Below are 16972 nucleotides of genomic sequence, written 5' to 3'. Positions count from 1 at the left end.
AGGCGGGATGGGCGCATGAAAAACGCCCAACTTTCTCACCAGAAAAGCTGAGCGTTCCATAAATAGCAGTAGTTTTATAGGCCAATTAAAATTTGATCAGTCGGCTTGTTGTTGGAGTTTCTCGACGATGGATTTGTCTTCGAGCGTGGTGATGTCGCCGGAGATTTCACGGCCAGCGGCGATATCACGCAAGAGACGGCGCATAATTTTGCCGCTGCGTGTTTTAGGGAGTGCGGGAGTAAATTGAAGCTTGTCGGGTTTGCTGATGGGGCCGAGCTCCTTGGCGACGTGATCGCGGACTTGTTTTTTGAGTTCGTCGGTTTCTTCGATGCCGCCTACAAGTGTGACGAATGCGGCAATGCCGGTGCCTTTGATGTCATGTGGGAAACCGACCACGGCAGCTTCAGCGACTGCATCGTGAGAAACAAGCGCGGACTCGACTTCCATCGTGCCGAGGTTGTGCCCCGCGACGACGATGACATCATCAATGCGGCCCATGATCCAGAAGTTACCATGCTCATCTTTGCGAGCGCCATCGCCAGCAGTGTAGTAACCTTCGACTTTGGACCAGTAGGTGTCAATGAAACGCTCACGGTTGCCATAGACACCGCGAAGCATGGACGGCCAAGGTTTGCGGATGACGAGGATGCCACCTTCGTTTTCGCCGACGGGTTCGCCTTCACTATTGACAACGGCAGCGTCGATACCGAAGAAGGGCTTGGTGCATGAGCCTGGTGTGGTGGTAGTTGCGCCGGGGAGTGGCGTGAGCATATGTCCGCCGGTTTCGGTTTGCCACCACGTATCGACGATGGGGCATTTTTCGTTGCCGATGACTTCGTGATACCACATCCATGCTTCGGGATTGATCGGCTCGCCAACGGTACCGAGGACGTTGAGCGAGGAAAGATCATGCTTGTCAATATGCTCGCGGCCCCACTTCATGAACGCGCGGATAGCTGTGGGAGCGGTGTAGAACTTAGTGACTTTGTGACGTTCGATGATGTCCCAAAAGCGATCTTTATCAGGGGCATCGGGAGCGCCTTCGTACATGAGTGTGGGGACACGGTTGGGGAGTAGGCCATAAACGATGTAGGAGTGGCCGGTGATCCAGCCAATATCAGCAGTACACCAGTACATGTCGTTATTTTCAGGGTGGAGGTCAAAGGTGTATTTGCTGGTGAGGTAGGTATAGACCATGTACCCGCCGGTGGTATGCATGATGCCTTTGGGCTTGCCGGTGGAGCCAGAGGTGTAGAGGATGAAGAGCAGATCCTCGGCATCCATGGGTTCGGCTTCGCAATGTTCGCTTGCGGTGGCAGTGATGTCCTCCCACCAGTGATCGCGGCCTTCGACCATATTGATGTCGTTTTGGCAACGCTCAAGGACGACGACGGTTTTCACGAGATCGGTGAGTGTGAGCGCTTCGTCGACATTGTCTTTCAGCGGCACGGCTTTGCCACGACGCCAACCGCCGTCGGCCGTGATGACGATGTTTGACTTGCCGTCTTCGACACGGTCACGGATAGCGGATGCGGAGAACCCGCCGAAGATGATGGAGTGTGGTGCGCCAATGCGTGCACAAGCAAGCATGGCGATGGCGAGTTCGGGGACCATGGGCATGTAGATGGTGACGACATCGCCTTTTTTGACACCGAGGTTTTTGAGTGCGTTGGCGAAGCGGCTGACTTCACGTTTGAGATCGTTGTAGGTAAGTTTGCGGATTTCGGGTTCGCCGCCTGCATGTCCGCCATCTTGATCCTGGATAGGCTCACCTTCCCAGACAATGGCGGTGTGGTCGCCGAGGCCGTCATCAATCTGGCGGTCGATACAGTTGTAACAGATGTTGGTCTTGCCACCGACGAACCACTTAGCATCGGGGAGATTCCACTCAAGGACGGTGTCCCATTTTTTGAACCAGTGCAGCTCGTCAGCAACTTCGGACCAGAAGCCTTCTGAGTCTTCGACGGAGCGTTTGTGCATTTCTTCGTACTTCTCGATGGACCCGATGTGCGCCTGTTTGGCGAATGCGGCGGGTGGTGGGAAGTGGCGATTTTCGGTCAGAACCGATTCCATTGAACTTTCTGATTCGGTCGATTTTCCAGCTTGAGCCATGACATCATTCCTCGTGTCTGTTATCGAATAGATACAAATATTCAATCGTGATATGTGATTGTTCTCGCGTGTGCGGGGCAGCTCTCCCAAGCGAAGCCCGAACGCTCAGAATAAAAGGTCCCGTCCCGCACAGCAAGAGCTTTAAGACAATCATTGAAATTTTCCAGCACAATTAAACATGGTGCATCAGTAGGGTGGTGACCATAAGACATTGTTGCCCTTTGGATGCGGATTGGAGAGATCGGGGTTGGACCGTATGCCAGATAACCACCTTTTTTCCCTTGTGGCGGGTTTATTTCGTTGATCTGCGCGATGGGTGCTTATCTCGGGTTGTGGTTTCGGTCGATTCTTATCAGTACCCCAAACCAATTCAAGTGACCGAGTCAATATTTTTGCGCAACCGGTGCGCTATGAAAGGTGTTTGGCGATGCGAGAGTTTGTGATTGGATTTGTGCGTGTCGAGCGGAAGATTAAATTGTGCGGCATGATGATGTTGGCGATTGCTATGGTATTTTGTCCGCGCGCCGTGATGGGGCAGGTTAATGATCCATATGCAGCAGAGTATCCGGAACATGAGATGGCGCGCATGATTGATTCGATGCGCAAAAAGTTTGCGAATAAGCCGACATCGGAGCGAGTGCTCAAGCAACTACAAACAGGTAATCGAAACTTTATCAATCAACATATAGAGAATCTGCGTGTGAATCGTGAGACACTTGAACGGGCGACGATTGCGGATCAATCACAATATGCGATTGCATCGATCTTGGCATGTTCGGATTCACGTGTGCCGGTGGAGCTAATTTTTGACCAAGGGATTTTGTCAGTATTTGTGAACCGTGTGGCTGGGAATGTAGCAGGTGTGACGCAGCTGGGTTCATTGGAGTATGGCTTGGCGCATTTGTATACCCCGGTGTTTTTGGTGTTAGGACATGAGCGATGCGGCGCGGTACAGGCTGCAATCGATGTGTTGGACAATAAGAATATTCCGTTGGAGGAAAACATTCCAGCATTGGTAGAGAATATTAAACCAGCGGTGTTGCGGGCTAATCAAATGCATCCTGCCGCGACAGGCGAGGATTTGCTGCATATTGCAGTTGAGGAAAATGTGTATCAGCAGATTGCGCAGTCGTTCTATATTTCACCAATTACTCGAGAGTTGTCTCGGAAGAATCTGGTGCGCGTAATTGGTGCAGTTTACAACTTGAATGATGGAACGGTTCGGTGGCTGCCGGAGGAAAAGATTGCAGAGATTCGTGATCAGATTGACCGTGACCCCTTTTCGGTGAAGGTGGAGTACCAGTTCCCTAATTTGCGTGTGCCGATGAAGGAATCGCCGTTGACATCTCAGTTGGTAAAGGCGGCGCCGAGTGGGGAAGAGTTGGCGGAGCAGCAGGATCAGAATGCATATCCGCTTTCACATGCGAGCAAGCAGACCGTGCCGATCCATCGGTCAGTAGGTTTTTGGATCGCGTTTTCAATCATCACGCTTTTGGTCGCTTCGTTGATCGCATTAATCATCATTGTGTATGTGAAATGGATCAGGAATATGAAGCCGAGTGCGTGAGCGGCGTGATTGTGGGTAGGGTTGTCTTGAGGTGGGTGATCATTGCATTCGCGAGGTGCGAGGGTATTATGCCTCGGTGTTATTGATTGATTGCTATAACGTGCTTCATTTGCCGATGCCGCCGGTGCTTGCCGGGTTGGATGAGCATGGTTTGTGCGTGGCGATCTCGCGGTCAGCTTTTCGGAAGCAAACAGCAACAGTGGTGTGTGACGGGAGGCCGAAGCCGTTGGCGCCGTCATGCTCGCCGGTGGATTCGGTGGAGCTTGCGTATGCGGGGATTTCGCAGTCAGCGGATGATCTGATTATTTCGATCATGAACGGGCACAACGCACCGCGGCGGATCACGCTAGTGACCAATGACAATGCGATCAAGAAAGTCGCACGGGTTCGCCGGTGCAAAACAATGTCGTCGGAGAAGTTTATTGATCGGCTGGCGGGTTCGCTGGATTCGCCAGTTGGAATTCCGCATCCGTCGGCCAAGCCGGACTTGTCACCAGTGCCTGCAGATCAGGTCGCAGGATGGTTAGAGGAGTTTGGGCTATCCGCAGAGGAGTTGGCGGCTGATCCGATCTATCGGGAATTGCTAGCACTTACTGAGAAGCCTGTCGAAAGGAAGCAAGAGCAAAGTGGGGATGTGAAGGGGGAGACGCCAACGGAGAAGGTTGAAGGAAAACCGTTGGCACTTCCAAAAGGTAAATCGAAGATCAAGCGATCAGAGCGATGTAAGAATCGCAAGCCACGCAAGTCTCCGCTGAAGACAGTGGATCTTGAGAATATTCTTTCAGCAGATATTGAAGAGCAATTGAAGAAATTCTGGCCGCCGCCGGGTTTGTAATTTAACCTATTTTGCCTCATTTCGCAGTGGTTTTATACCACAGACGGTTTTCCCACAGAGCGCCCACAGCGGCGATTCCGTGTATCATGAGGTGTGGAAGCAATGGTTTTTCCACGCCCAACCATCACAACAACACCTCGGATCTGATCATGAGCAAAACATACAAGCGCGTTCTTCTGAAAATCTCCGGCGAGTCCTTGTGCAAGCCCGGCTCATTTGGGATTGATTCGGATGAATTGAAAGTCATTGCCACGGAAATCGTCAAAGCGGCCAAGGTTGGTGCGCAGCTTGCGGTGGTCGTTGGTGGCGGCAACATCATCCGCGGTGCAACGCTTGCTCAGGAAGGCGCGATTGTTCAGGCAACCGCAGATCAGATGGGGATGCTCGGTACGGTTATGAATGGGTTGGCACTTAAAGAGATGCTGGAGCAATTGGGTCAGCAGGCACGCGTACTGTCGGCGATCAATCTCTCGGCGGTGGCTGAAACGTTTATCCGTGGACGCGCGATCCGTCACTTAGAAAAAGGCCGGGTGGTGATCTTCGTGGCAGGTACAGGGAATCCGTTCTTCACAACCGACTCTGCAGCTTCACTTCGCGCAGCGGAGATCGGTGCGGATGTTTTGTTGAAGGCGACTAAGGTTGACGGGATTTATGACAAGGATCCGATGAAGCATGACGATGCGAAGAAGTTTGAACATCTGTCATTCAAAAATGCAATCGACAAGGATTTGAAGGTGATGGACTTGACCGCCTTTGACATGTGCCGGAAGCGCAATATCCCGATTGTGGTGTTCAATATGAAGGAAACGAACCACATCGCAGAAGTGGTGGCGGGGCAGAATCACGGAACGACGGTGACGGTAGATTGATATGTGTAAGGGGCAGGGGGGGATGAGGTGATCTTCACGTTGTGTGCTTGATGAGCTACAATGCTAGCCTGATTACAGAAACCCGCCTGAATCCACAGGGAGTGCATCATGGATATGGACCTCGACACAATCCTGCTTGAGACCGAAGAAGCGATGGAAAAAGCGGTCGATTATTTGAAGAATGAGTTGCGTGGTGTGCGTACTGGCCGGGCGTCGACGGCGCTGGTGGAATACATCAAGGTGGATGCTTATGGTTCGATGACGGACTTGCGTCAGTTGGCGATGATTACGGTGCCTGAGCCGACACAGCTTTTGATCAAGCCGTTCGATGCGTCGATTTTGCAAGCGACGATCAAGGCGATCCAGAACGCGGGATTAGGTTTGAATCCGATGGCGGAAGGCAAGCAGATTCGTTTGAATTTGCCGGCCCTGTCGGGTGAACGTCGTCAGCAATTGATCGGCACGGTCAAGCAGATGGGCGAGACGAGTAAGATCGCGATCCGTAATGCTCGTCGCGATGCAAATAAGCACATCGATAAGCTGGCGAAGGATAAGACGCAACACATTCCGGAAGACACGGCTGCTTCAGCAAAGGATGACGTCCAAAGCGATACAAAGAAGTATGAGAAGCAAGTTGAGGAAATGATCGATGCCAAGGCGAAAGAGATTCAAGAAATCTAATCTTGTTGGAAACGAATGATTAAATACAAAACCGTGGCAGTACTTGTCACGGTTTTTTTAATAGATGGATTGTATGAGGGTATTAGTTTTTGTTAGCGCTTTTGGGCCAGTCGATGCGTTGGGGGGAGCTGTTTTGGCTGCGATCTTTAATATCGGCGCGGCCGTCCGAAATGAGTTTTTGAAGCTGTGTTTTAATCCATGCCTCGCGCTTGAGGAGATCTTGTGCATCATATTCATGGTAGAGATTGAAGTTGAGCTTGTTGGCCAGCTTGATGCGCCCCTTGGATTTCAGAATAGATTTAGCTTGCTTTCGCATGGTGGTTTCAGCAATCTCGCGGAGCTTTAGGTCTTCTTTGATGGACCATTTGGTATCCCAGTGCTCGTAGACATATTTGATTACGTTCAGTTCGATGTCTTTATCAGGGACAACTGGGGGGAAGTGAACGCTGGGCCAGTCTTCAGGGTGCAACATAAACTCTGTGAGGAGTACAGAAGCGATACCACGGGCGGCGCGCGTGTGGGCTTCTTTGTTGTCGTTGTGGTCAAGCTCGTTGAGACGCATCATGCAGGGGATACGACGGGCGCGGGGACTGACGTGGCGAATTGCGGTCATGTCAGCGTAGAATTCTTGGAGATGCCGATATAGTTCGGAGTGCTTTGTGAATAGCGCTACAACCACATCTTTGGGAAGAGCGATACTGACGTAATTGTGACCGAGTTCGTGCCAAGCAATGAATTCAGCAAGATCACCTTGGGTGAGGTTATGTTTTTGCGCGAGTGCGCCGTTTGCGGGTATGGAACTGCCGATGCGTTTGGGATCCCACGTAACCAGTACTTTAATATCGACGATTTCTTGTTTGACGACATTGCCGAATTGATCGACCCACCGCTTGGTGACGGGTAATACCGCTTGGAAGCCGAGCTCTTTGCTTGGCGCATAATTGGCATAAAAAGTGCTACCCCAGATAGCAGCCTTAAAACTGACATCGTTACGACTGGAGCAGTTTTTCCACCATTTTGGTTTGAATTTGCGCCAGTCACCACTGGCTTTGAGGCAGCTTTCGCGAGTTTCCTTGTCGAGGAATCGCATGTACGGTCGCATTCGACCATTGATCCGGTGCATGTTCTTCCAGTCGCTGCTCAGATACGTTTTCTCAAATTCAGCGTAGAGTTCCTTGGTTTTGGCAAGTTGCTCTTCAGTGGGCGGTTTCCTGCTTCGGCCGCTTGCAGTACTGGTGCATAGAAGTGCCAGGCACAGTAGTGTGGCAAGGGTGGCATGCCATGATCGGTTGGATGAAGAAATACAATTCATATGGATGCCCGGAGCCTATTCAAAAAAGGCATGTTACGGATTAATTATAAAGGAGAACATGCAGCCATTATACAGGGGTGTAAGCATAAACCGAGGCGTTTTTTCAAGCGAACGGGTCTGTTCTATCGTGCATGAATGACCAACGTACATCTAGGGTTGGTGCATTTGCTCGTTGTATGCGCGGGGGCCATTTCCCTTGTGATCCATGAAAACGCGGTGGTATGAACTAAATCTCAAATCCTCATACAATGGTGGTTACGCCGGGGACGAGATCCATGGACCGCCTGAGAACCAATTGATCATGACACAAATCGCCAGCCATCCCAAGCAGTATGCCAATCCGATTGATATTGACGCCGTTGTTGCCGGTAAAGCCCGCCTCACCACTCAGCAGGCTTATGATCTCTATCACAACGCCTCGCTACATGATCTCGGCCAGTGGGCAAATGCGGTCACCGAACGTATCCACGGCAAAGACATTCGCACCTATGTCAAAGACCGCAACATTAACTACACCAATGTCTGCACTGCTCGTTGTACGTTCTGCGCATTCCGTCGTGATCTGGATGAAGACGGGTCGTATACACTTTCTCGTGAGCAATTGCACACTAAGATCAAAGAACTGCTTGCGGTAGGCGGAACGCAGATTCTTCTGCAAGGTGGGATGCATCCTGAATTACAGATTGAGTATTACGAAGATTTGCTGCGTGATTTGAAGTCGGCTTTTCCATCGATCCATATTCATGGCTTCTCGCCGCCAGAGTTTGTGGAGTTCGTGGCGATTTTTGATCTGGATGGTTTTCCGACACCGGGCGCGGGGCAATCGCATACGCTGGAGCCGGCCGTTTGGCAGGCGAAGCTGAAGGTGATCATGGAGCGATTGCAAGCCGCGGGATTGGATTCGATCCCCGGCGGTGGAGGTGAAATTTTCACATCGCATGTGCGCCGCCGAATCGGCATCGGCAAGGCGACGTCTAAGCAATGGTTAGACGTGATGTTCATGGCGCATTCGCTCGGCATGCACACCTCAGCAACGATGATGTTCGGTCATATCGAAGGGGTGCGCGACCGAATCAATCACATGGCGATGTACCGCGATTATCAGGACAAAGCGATTGCGGCGAACCATCCGGGCAAATATGTGTCGTTTATTGCCTGGCCGTTCCAGCGCGAGAACACGCCACTGGGCCGCGTGCCAGATTGGGATGCGCAGGCAGGGGAAGCTTTTGCCGGCGATACACTGGCCGATTTAATTGAGGCGGGCGAGATTGATGAGGAAGATAAGAAGGCTTGCGATGCCGCGGTGCCAACAGCGGGAAAAGTCGTCCGGATGGCTGGAGCGAGTGAATACCTCAGAATGCAGGCACTGTCGCGGTTGTTTTTAGATAATTTTCATTCGATCGGATCGTCTTGGGTGACGATGGGGCCGCATGTGGGGCAGTTGGCGCTGCGATACGGGGCGAGCGACATGGGTTCGATCATGATGGAGGAGAACGTGGTGTCGGCGGCGGGGACGACATACTGTTTAGACGAGCCGTATTTGTGCCACCTGATCCGTGGTGCGGGTTATATACCTGCGGAGAGAGATAACGCCTACAACATTTTGAATACCTATGAGCATGGCGATGCGAAGTCGCCGGATTTGGCGGTTGAGGATTGGTCTAACCATCGGATAGATGCGCTGTATCAGGAAGATGGCTCCCCCGCTCCCGTAAGTTGTGGCGATGGATGTTCGGATGATACTTCGGAGAGTGATCCGGATGCGATTTCGTTAACGATCACGGATTGAGATTAAACTTAGTTGATATGAAAAAAGCAGCCTTTAGAGGCTGCTTTTTGTTAGGTCATCATGTTTGATTGTTAGATTCGTTCAACAAGCCGCAGCTTGCGCTTGCGTTTTTGTTCAGCCATGTCGACAAGGACGCGCTGGGTGATGGTGCAGTTGCGGGCGACTTGGTTCAGTAGCGCGATTTGCTGGAGCGTCTTTTCAGAGTCCATGGTTTCACCGTTTTGGGCGGCGCGTAGTTGTGTCAAAGTTTCGGCGGAGCCACGCATCATTTTGATCGCGGCATCAAGCGCGTCATCAACATCGATTCTTCCGTCATCGTTGACATCCAGTTCGAGTTCCATGTGTTCGAACTGCCAGCTTGTCCCCGCTGAGAAACTCGCCAAGATCGCCTCCTGCGCTTTGCGGTTTGGCAGGTGCCTCACCAGTAGTCTGATGGAATCGTAGTCGGGTTGGCTTTGGCCACTGATCCAGCGATAGACGGTGGAGGTGGAGACGCCGGACAACTCGCCGATCTCTTTGGCGGTGGTGAGGTTGTCATCGATCAAAATTTGTAATGTTTTCGCTAGCATGTACGCAATCCTTTCGCCCCCATGCCCAGAAGAACCTCGGAAAATCACATCACCAACACAGCACATCTGATCGACTCCGTAGCCAGCATCAGTCCGCACAGTATAAGCTCAAATTGCCCGAGCTCCGAATGTTTTATTGTGTAAAGATACCGCAGCATCAGCTCCAGATCTGGCAAAATACTTCTGACTTTCCTTACATCTGCGTCTTTGTGATATGTTAGACTATGCCCGTTCATGGTGAGTAAGGCATGTCTGGTTTTCACCATAGCCGTCGCTTGAGACGGCTAAGCATGTCAAACTGACGAGAGCAGAGCAAAGCCTTCCGGGGGGAGATTCCGGGGTTCTGCACCGATAAGCCAATGATTCCAGTTGCTTTAGCACGCTGCGCGCGTTCTATTTTAGCTGGAGGAGGGTACGGTTGCAGATGGTCGGTGGTGCAGTTCCATGAGCCGGGCATCGGCTGCATCAGGGTAAAAGTGGGTTTTTTATCATAATATTTTATGTTGACAGCGATCCTATGATGGGTGTTTTACGCAAATTGCCGTGCTTATCCAGACTGTGATGAGTGCGGTGTTTTTATCTACGTCCGCTGGCCAGCCCTCATCAATCTGATCTATCCATCAACCGATTCAAACCATGTGATCCCTTTACTGTGATAGAAGCAAGTTTGCTTTCATTGCAGGACATGACTTGTGTTGTGCGTATGTAGGAGTGCACATGATGGGCGAACTTGGGGCGAATAAGCCTGAGCAAAAAAAACATCACCATGGAAATTGGCTACTTGTGTTTTATTATTTCTATGTACTCGTCATGATTTTTTTCTTGGTTGGTGTGTTTATTTATGCGCTTTATATTCAGACGGGGGCGCCTGATCAAGATCAGCTTGGAGCGCAGCCACAATGGTTGGGACAATTTTTAGCAGTTATTGCTGCGGTAGGCTCGATTCTTTTTGTGATGCCGTTCTTTATGAAGTTTGATCGTTTTACGTATAACTACAACTTTCTCTTGATCTGCTTGGGTTGCTTGTTGATTTTTCCATTGCCGCTGACGATTCCATTGATTCTGCTTTGGTTGCGGCCGCATAATCGGATGAGATTCAACTTGGATCCTTTACCGATTTATCATCGGCCTGCGCATTGATCAATGTGTTGATGTCAAAATCTATTCGACAGTTAGGTCCAAGAAAAACACGACTTGACGAAGTCGTGCTGGGTGATGCGATGGGTGTTTGTTCGTTGCTCGCCTTGTATGTGGCGATCTGCAAAGATCATGACGGACAAAGGGGGGATGGGGAGGGCCAGTCAGGGAAGACGAACCTTCCATCTTTGGAGATGATTTCGCCATCGACAGTGATGGTGCCGCCCTGGCGTAGGTCGCAGACCATGTCCCAGTGCAGGCCGCTTGTGTTGTCATTACCGGTTTCAGGGTATCCAGCGCCGACAGCGATGTGGAACGTGCCGCCGATTTTTTCGTCAAAGAGCGTATTCTTGGTGTACTCTTGAACCTGATAGTTGGTGCCGATCGCGACCTCACCAACAAAGCGAGCACCGTCATCCATGTCGAGCATTTTTTCTAGGAATTCTGCATTCTTGCCAGCTTTGCTTTTCACAACCTTGCCGTTTTCAAACCAGAGTTCAATGCCATGCACTTCCCGGCCGTGATGAACTGCGGGGAAGGAGTATTTAACGTAGCCATTGATACCGCCGTCGGGTGCTTTGAGGTTCGGGCCAGTGAAGACTTCGCCATCAGGGAAGTTTTCGTGGCCACAACAATTGATCCATGTCATGCCTTCAACGTTGACGGTGACATCAGTGCCATTGGCGCTTTGGAAACGAATTTGTTTTTTACCATTGAGATAATCGACGACTTTCTGTTGGCAAGCTTCGATTTCTTGCCATGCCGCAACGGGATCGTCTTTATCGAGATGGCCCGCATTGAATACAAAATCTTCATATTCACGCAGGCTACGCTCGGCATCTTGCGCGCTGGCTTGTGTGGGATATTGTGTGCCGCACCAACGCAGCTCACCCTTGGCAGCACGGCTCATGAAAATTTCCATGAACTCTTTGCGTGCGCTTGAGACCATGCCTTGTTTGCGCGGATCGACACGGCTCATGGCTTTGGTGTTGGTATCTGCCCACAGGCCGATGGAAACATCGATGGTCTTCACTTCTTCAAGGGCAAGTGGGCTGACATATTGAAGCTGCTCATCACTGGCATGTGCATAAAAAATATCTTGCAAACTGTCGGGCATACATTTGAACACGACGTGCCCGCCAGCTTGAATCACCTTTTCGTAAATCGCTTCCAGCAGCGGTATGCTCACCGGTTCCCCCGTCAACCGTACAACATCCCCTTTTTTAACACCGACTGAATACCGTACGATTACATCTGCCAGTTTGTCAATCCGCGCATCACGCATCCGTTTATTCCTTCTAAAGCCCTGTTTTTATATTGGTTTTATGAATTTGATTCATTATAACTCTGCCAAGATTTTCTGCGCGTTTTGTTCCACAACTCCCTGTCCAGCACGCATGTCGCTGGTATAATATTCTTGGACAACATCATTCGGATTGATTATTTGTAAACGGACATGCGCCCAATGACACATCAACCGTCAGCGTCCTCCCACTCTTCGTCAAACCCCCAATCATCCCATCCACCTGCATCACCGAACCCAGAGTCAGACGAATCAATATCAAAAGCGGAGGGGACTCATGTGCCTTCATATCATCCGTTTGGCCATTCGCCACATCTAGCGACCAAGGTTCCGAATCTTCCCGAGGACGATCATGATGCACACACGCCTGCACCAGTGCCGGAAGCATTTTCCAATGGTTCGTTCGGCTCATTGCTGGAGCCCGTACTGAAACAAGTTGTTGGTGATCAGCTTGGCGAGATTTCATGGTTTAGAACAGACTGGCAGCGCGGCGGGGCGATTACGGGATTCTCTAACTGGCGTTTAGAGGATGGGGAAGAAGTGCCGGTGGTGGTAAAACTACCGGTGCCGCCGTGTGAACGTCATTGGCTCGTTTCATTGCAGGTACATGAGCATGTTGCACCGGTGCTGTATGCGCATGGTGATGTGCTCGGTGGATATGATCTTGCGTGGGTGATCATGCAGCGCGTGCCGCACGGACCGATTGGTTCTGCGTGGAAAGGTGCAGAGTTTGATTTGCTTGTGGATGTAGCGTCACGGTTTTATAAGGCAACCCAAGATCATGCGCTTACAGGGAAGCCGTTGCAGCGTGATTGGCAGCATATTTTCGAGTTGTCTCGAAAGCATGTGCATGATCACGATGTGCCGGACAGCAAGCACTGGTCGAAGACATTGAAGAAGGCGCGGAAGAAGCTGCCGGAGTGGTTGAAGGTTTGGAGTGATCGACCTATGGATGGTTGGTGTCATGGCGATCTACATTTGGCGAATGCGCTATCGTTGGCACCGGCGCCGGCTGGGCCTGCGCTATTGATTGATTATGCCGAGGTGCGGGTTGGTCATTGGGTTGAGGATGCGGTGTATTTTGAGCATCTCTACTGGTCGGTGCGTGATCGATTACAGGGGCGGAAGCTATGTAAGATGATTGCACATGCGCGAAAGGATCTAGGGTTTGAACTCGATCCGCATTGGGCAGACTATGCACAGATTAAGCGAAATTTATTGGCGATGTCCACGCCGGCGATGTTGCAACATGATGGCGATCCAAATCATCTGCGTGCATGTTTAGAGGTGTTAGATGCGCATGTGTGAAGGATGACGTTGTCTAGTGTTTCACATTTCAGCTAAAGAGAAACATATGGTAGATTACACGCTGATACAAAACCTCTCCGAACAAATCACGATTCCTGATGACGGTACACTTTCAGTTCCAGTTCAGGATGACGCAAACACGAAAACAATTCTTTTTGGTTTTGCCCAAGGGCAATCGCTGTCTGAACATACGGCTTCTGTTCCTGCGACCATCCAGATTATTCAAGGCAACGCAACAGTTACTTTAGGTTCTGACGCCCATGCTGTTTGCCCCGGATCTTTCATTCATATGCAGCCGAATTTGCCGCATTCTATAACTGCGGATACGCCACTGATCATGCTTCTTATGATGATTAAAGCAGCAAAACCTTGATACTCGTCGAACGGGGTCTGAGTTCAGTTCATCAGAAATACGCTCTTAACATAAAATAAGGTCGCGATAGGGCGACCTTTGATAATACTTGCTTTGTTGGTATGAACGCTTCTGGACGTTACCGTCTGCGTTTGGATCGCAGGCGACCGCCAGAGCGCTTGTTGCCAGCACCTGAGGGGATCTTGCCACCAGGGAACATGGCGCTAAGTTGATCTTCGCTTAAGCCATCAAGTGAACGTGGTCCGGTGCGGACTTTGTCTGCTTCACGCTGGCGTTGGATGCGATCTTCGCGTTCCTGTTGTTCACGCACATCTTTGGGGACTGGACCGGGTTCGAAGCCGTCGTAATCGAGTTTTTCGATGTGGGCACCGCTGAGGATTTCGATGTTGGTAAGCAGTTGGCCTTGTTCGGGGGTAACGAAACTCCAAGCGAAACCACGGCGGCCAGCACGAGCGGTGCGACCAATACGATGGACGTAGATTTCGGGGTCCTCTGGTAAGTCGTAGTTGATCACGTGAGTAATGTGCTCAACATCGAGGCCACGTGCAGCAAGATCACTTGCAACCAACACATCGACATGTCCTTTTCGCATGGAATCCATGACTCGGTTGCGTTTGGTTTGTCGGAGGTCGCCGTGGATTTCGCGGACACCGACTTTTTTATCACGCAGGTATTGGGTGATCTTGTGGACAGTGGCTTTGGTTTTGCAAAAGACCACGGTCATTTCGGGTTTTTCGTTTTTGAGGATGTGCATGAGCAAGCGGCGCTTATCCCACGGCTGCACATGGATGTATTTTTGGTCGACCATTTCAACGGTAAGTGAGCCGCTGATGGTGGTGACCTTCTCAGCATCTTCCTGCATGAAGGTGCGAGCGAGCCGTTCGATCGCAGCGTCCATCGTGGCGGAAACAAAAACAGTTTGATGTTCGTTTTTAATTTTCGAGAGGATGTTTTTAATATCGTCGCGGAAGCCGATGTCGAGCATGCGATCAACTTCGTCGAGGACGGCGAATTTGAGGTTATTGAAGTGGATCTGTTTGCGGCCATAGAGGTCCATGATCCGGCCGGGTGTGCCGACGATGATCTGCGCACCGTCTTCAACGGATTTTTTCTGCTTGCGCATTGATTCACCACCGATGATGCAGGTTGCTTTGATCGGTGTGAATTCGCCGAGCTGATCGATTTCGCTGGTGATTTGTGTGGCAAGTTCGCGTGTCGGCGTCAGGATGAGTGCGCTCATGGGCGCATTTTTTTCTACCGCATGCAAGAGTGGGAGAGAAAACGCAGCAGTTTTGCCAGTACCAGTTTTTGCTTGTCCAATGACGTCTTTGCCGGAAAGAATGACGGGAATCAGCTCAGCTTGGATATCCGATGGGTGTTCGAATCCCATCTTTTCAATCCCTTTGAGCACAGAATCACGTAAACCGAGCGACTTAAAATCTCTTGTTTTATCAAAGGTTTCACTCATATTGATCAATCGTGCTCTCAGCCGTATGCCTTGGTATTCATGCGCGTAGCATGTTGACGCGAAGGCTCCCCTAAAACTTATTGTTGCCGCGCGCAGTTTACTCGTTTTGTTGCTACGGCCCACTGTCTTAAATGACTTTTGTTATTTACCGCCTGTTGTATCCCCTGTAGATCCCTAAATATCACAAGCAGTTTAACCGGCAGGAAAGGTTTAGAAATTCCCGCTCCCCAGCAGCCTACTCATCGAACACCAGGCACTCAAACTTAAACATTTATCACAAAACGTCTAAGATGTTTTTCTAAACGCATTCCTACTAATCCAAATTCTAGGTAGATCGGCCCCATGACACAACCACGCGCATTGCAAAGTCAGAAGCGAAGACGCCTTACAGACATTCCTCCCATGACTCCCATGTCATGGGTTGAGGTAGACCTTGGTGCGTTTGATCACAATGTGAAGGCTTTTGCGACGATTTCAGAATCTTCTCATATTTCCGATAATATCCCGCGTCATCAATTGCAACGCCCCGCCATGATCTGTGGTGTGGTCAAGAAAAACGCCTACGGGATGGGCGCACAAACCATAGCTCATCGTCTTCTGAAAAGCGGCGCGTCATTCCTTGCGGTATATTCACCGCAGGAAGCGGAGGATTTAATTAATCAAGCGGTGACATCACCAATTCTTTTATTCATGCCATTTACGTCATTAGCACGCACCGATGCGCTTTATAGACATACGGTTGCGGAAAAACTGCATCTGACGATTCATGATTTCCATCAGCTTCACGCGATTAACGATATCGGCCAAACCTTTGGTGTAAAAATTCCCATCCATATCATGATTGATACCGGCATGTCGCGCGGCGGGTTTTCGCGACCAGATTTTGATCATGTTCTCTCAACACTTCCTGAATATAGGCATGTGCGGTTGGCGGGTATCTACACTCACTTTGCAACGGCGGATGATGACGCGGATTTTCTGGAACAGCAATACAACAACTATGAATCTGCGATTGCGGAAAATGCAGAGCAGATCCCGGAAGATGTGATTCTTCATGTGGCAAACTCTTGTGCGGCACTTCGTGATCCAAAGTATCACTTGGATATGATCCGTCTGGGGATTTCGCTTTGGGGGTATGGCCACGAGTTTTTAGCACCTGGGCCGGTGATTGCAGATTGTCCAGAGCTTAAGCATGTGGTGACGTGGCTGTCGAAAATTTGTGTGGTACAACCGTTTTCGCGCGGTGCGAAGGTGGGTTACGGTTGTACGCATACGTTACGGCGAAAATCGATTACGGCGGTTGTGCCGATTGGTTATGGCGATGGGTATCCGTTGGCACTGTCTAACAAGGGGTATGTGCGTGTGCATCCGAAAGATGACAGTTTGCCGATTTCAGATTGCAAGGTGCTTGGCCGCGTAAATATGGATCAAATCACGATAGATTTGACGGATGTTGAAGGGCTGACGCCGGAGAATGCGCCGGCGATGATTGATGCGGTGGTAGAGATTTACTCGGCTGATCCTGAAGCGCCGGGATCGGTACCGAAGATGAGTAAGGCGATCAAGTCGCATCCGTATGAGCTGCTTTGTCGAATTGACCCAGTGATTCCACGCCGATATGTCTAGCCTGCGCAATTGCAACCTCACAC

General features: G+C 50.6%; 14 protein-coding genes. 9 read left to right on the top strand and 5 right to left on the bottom strand.

Annotated elements, in window-relative coordinates:
- Positions 1-96: 96 nt before the first annotated feature.
- Positions 97-2112, bottom strand: a complete 2016-nt coding sequence (gene acs, locus ACQ6WK_RS13035; protein WP_432797817.1) for an acetate--CoA ligase — start codon at positions 2110-2112, stop codon at positions 97-99.
- Between the two features lie 427 nt (positions 2113-2539).
- On the opposite strand from acs, the gene ACQ6WK_RS13030 reads away from it, so the two are divergent.
- The 4 genes from ACQ6WK_RS13030 (at position 2540) to frr (ending at position 6064) form a co-directional block, all read left to right on the top strand.
- Positions 2540-3679, top strand: coding sequence for a carbonic anhydrase (locus tag ACQ6WK_RS13030; protein WP_432797816.1), 1140 nt, complete (start codon positions 2540-2542; stop codon positions 3677-3679).
- Positions 3680-3710: 31 nt separating this feature from the next.
- Positions 3711-4514, top strand: a complete 804-nt coding sequence (locus ACQ6WK_RS13025) for an NYN domain-containing protein (RefSeq protein ID WP_432797815.1) — start codon at positions 3711-3713, stop codon at positions 4512-4514.
- A 149-nt stretch (positions 4515-4663) separates the two neighbouring features.
- The gene (pyrH, locus tag ACQ6WK_RS13020) at positions 4664-5383 is read left to right on the top strand and encodes a UMP kinase (RefSeq protein ID WP_432797814.1); all 720 of its coding nucleotides are present in this window, start codon (positions 4664-4666) and stop codon (positions 5381-5383) included.
- Positions 5384-5491: 108 nt separating this feature from the next.
- Entirely contained in the window at positions 5492-6064 is a 573-nt protein-coding gene (frr, locus tag ACQ6WK_RS13015) for a ribosome recycling factor (protein WP_432797813.1), read from the top strand.
- A gap of 82 nt (positions 6065-6146) precedes the next feature.
- Here the strand turns inward: frr and ACQ6WK_RS13010 are convergent, their stop codons facing one another.
- On the bottom strand, positions 6147-7376 hold the full coding sequence (locus tag ACQ6WK_RS13010; RefSeq protein WP_432797812.1) for a hypothetical protein: 1230 nt from the start codon (positions 7374-7376) through the stop codon (positions 6147-6149).
- Between the two features lie 301 nt (positions 7377-7677).
- Here ACQ6WK_RS13010 and ACQ6WK_RS13005 point away from each other — a divergent pair, with 301 nt between their 5' ends.
- Positions 7678-9165, top strand: coding sequence for a radical SAM protein (locus tag ACQ6WK_RS13005; RefSeq protein ID WP_432797811.1), 1488 nt, complete (start codon positions 7678-7680; stop codon positions 9163-9165).
- 71 nt (positions 9166-9236) lie between these two features.
- Here the strand turns inward: ACQ6WK_RS13005 and ACQ6WK_RS13000 are convergent, their stop codons facing one another.
- Positions 9237-9734, bottom strand: a complete 498-nt coding sequence (locus tag ACQ6WK_RS13000) for a helix-turn-helix domain-containing protein (RefSeq protein ID WP_432797810.1) — start codon at positions 9732-9734, stop codon at positions 9237-9239.
- A gap of 717 nt (positions 9735-10451) precedes the next feature.
- Here ACQ6WK_RS13000 and ACQ6WK_RS12995 point away from each other — a divergent pair.
- Positions 10452-10874 carry a hypothetical protein gene (locus tag ACQ6WK_RS12995; protein WP_432797809.1) on the top strand — a complete coding sequence of 141 codons (423 nt, stop codon included), beginning with the start codon at positions 10452-10454 and terminating at the stop codon, positions 10872-10874.
- 127 nt (positions 10875-11001) lie between these two features.
- Here the strand turns inward: ACQ6WK_RS12995 and ACQ6WK_RS12990 are convergent, their stop codons facing one another.
- Entirely contained in the window at positions 11002-12156 is a 1155-nt protein-coding gene (locus ACQ6WK_RS12990) for an aminopeptidase (RefSeq protein ID WP_432797808.1), read from the bottom strand.
- A 297-nt stretch (positions 12157-12453) separates the two neighbouring features.
- On the opposite strand from ACQ6WK_RS12990, the gene ACQ6WK_RS12985 reads away from it, so the two are divergent.
- Both ACQ6WK_RS12985 and ACQ6WK_RS12980 read left to right on the top strand, forming a co-directional pair.
- Entirely contained in the window at positions 12454-13482 is a 1029-nt protein-coding gene (locus tag ACQ6WK_RS12985) for a phosphotransferase (RefSeq protein ID WP_432797807.1), read from the top strand.
- A 46-nt stretch (positions 13483-13528) separates the two neighbouring features.
- A complete protein-coding gene (locus tag ACQ6WK_RS12980) occupies positions 13529-13855 on the top strand; it encodes a cupin domain-containing protein (RefSeq protein ID WP_432797806.1) in 327 nt (108 codons plus the stop codon).
- Between the two features lie 118 nt (positions 13856-13973).
- Here the strand turns inward: ACQ6WK_RS12980 and ACQ6WK_RS12975 are convergent, their stop codons facing one another.
- On the bottom strand, positions 13974-15323 hold the full coding sequence (locus tag ACQ6WK_RS12975; RefSeq protein WP_432797805.1) for a DEAD/DEAH box helicase: 1350 nt from the start codon (positions 15321-15323) through the stop codon (positions 13974-13976).
- A 342-nt stretch (positions 15324-15665) separates the two neighbouring features.
- Here ACQ6WK_RS12975 and alr point away from each other — a divergent pair, with 342 nt between their 5' ends.
- Entirely contained in the window at positions 15666-16949 is a 1284-nt protein-coding gene (alr, locus tag ACQ6WK_RS12970; RefSeq protein WP_432797804.1) for an alanine racemase, read from the top strand.
- Positions 16950-16972 lie beyond the last annotated feature (23 nt).

Source organism: Poriferisphaera sp. WC338, from assembly GCF_050931845.1.
Lineage (GTDB): Bacteria > Planctomycetota > Phycisphaerae > Phycisphaerales > Phycisphaeraceae > Poriferisphaera.
Note: the sequence above shows the minus strand (reverse complement) of the source record. Positions and strands in the feature narration are given on the sequence as shown.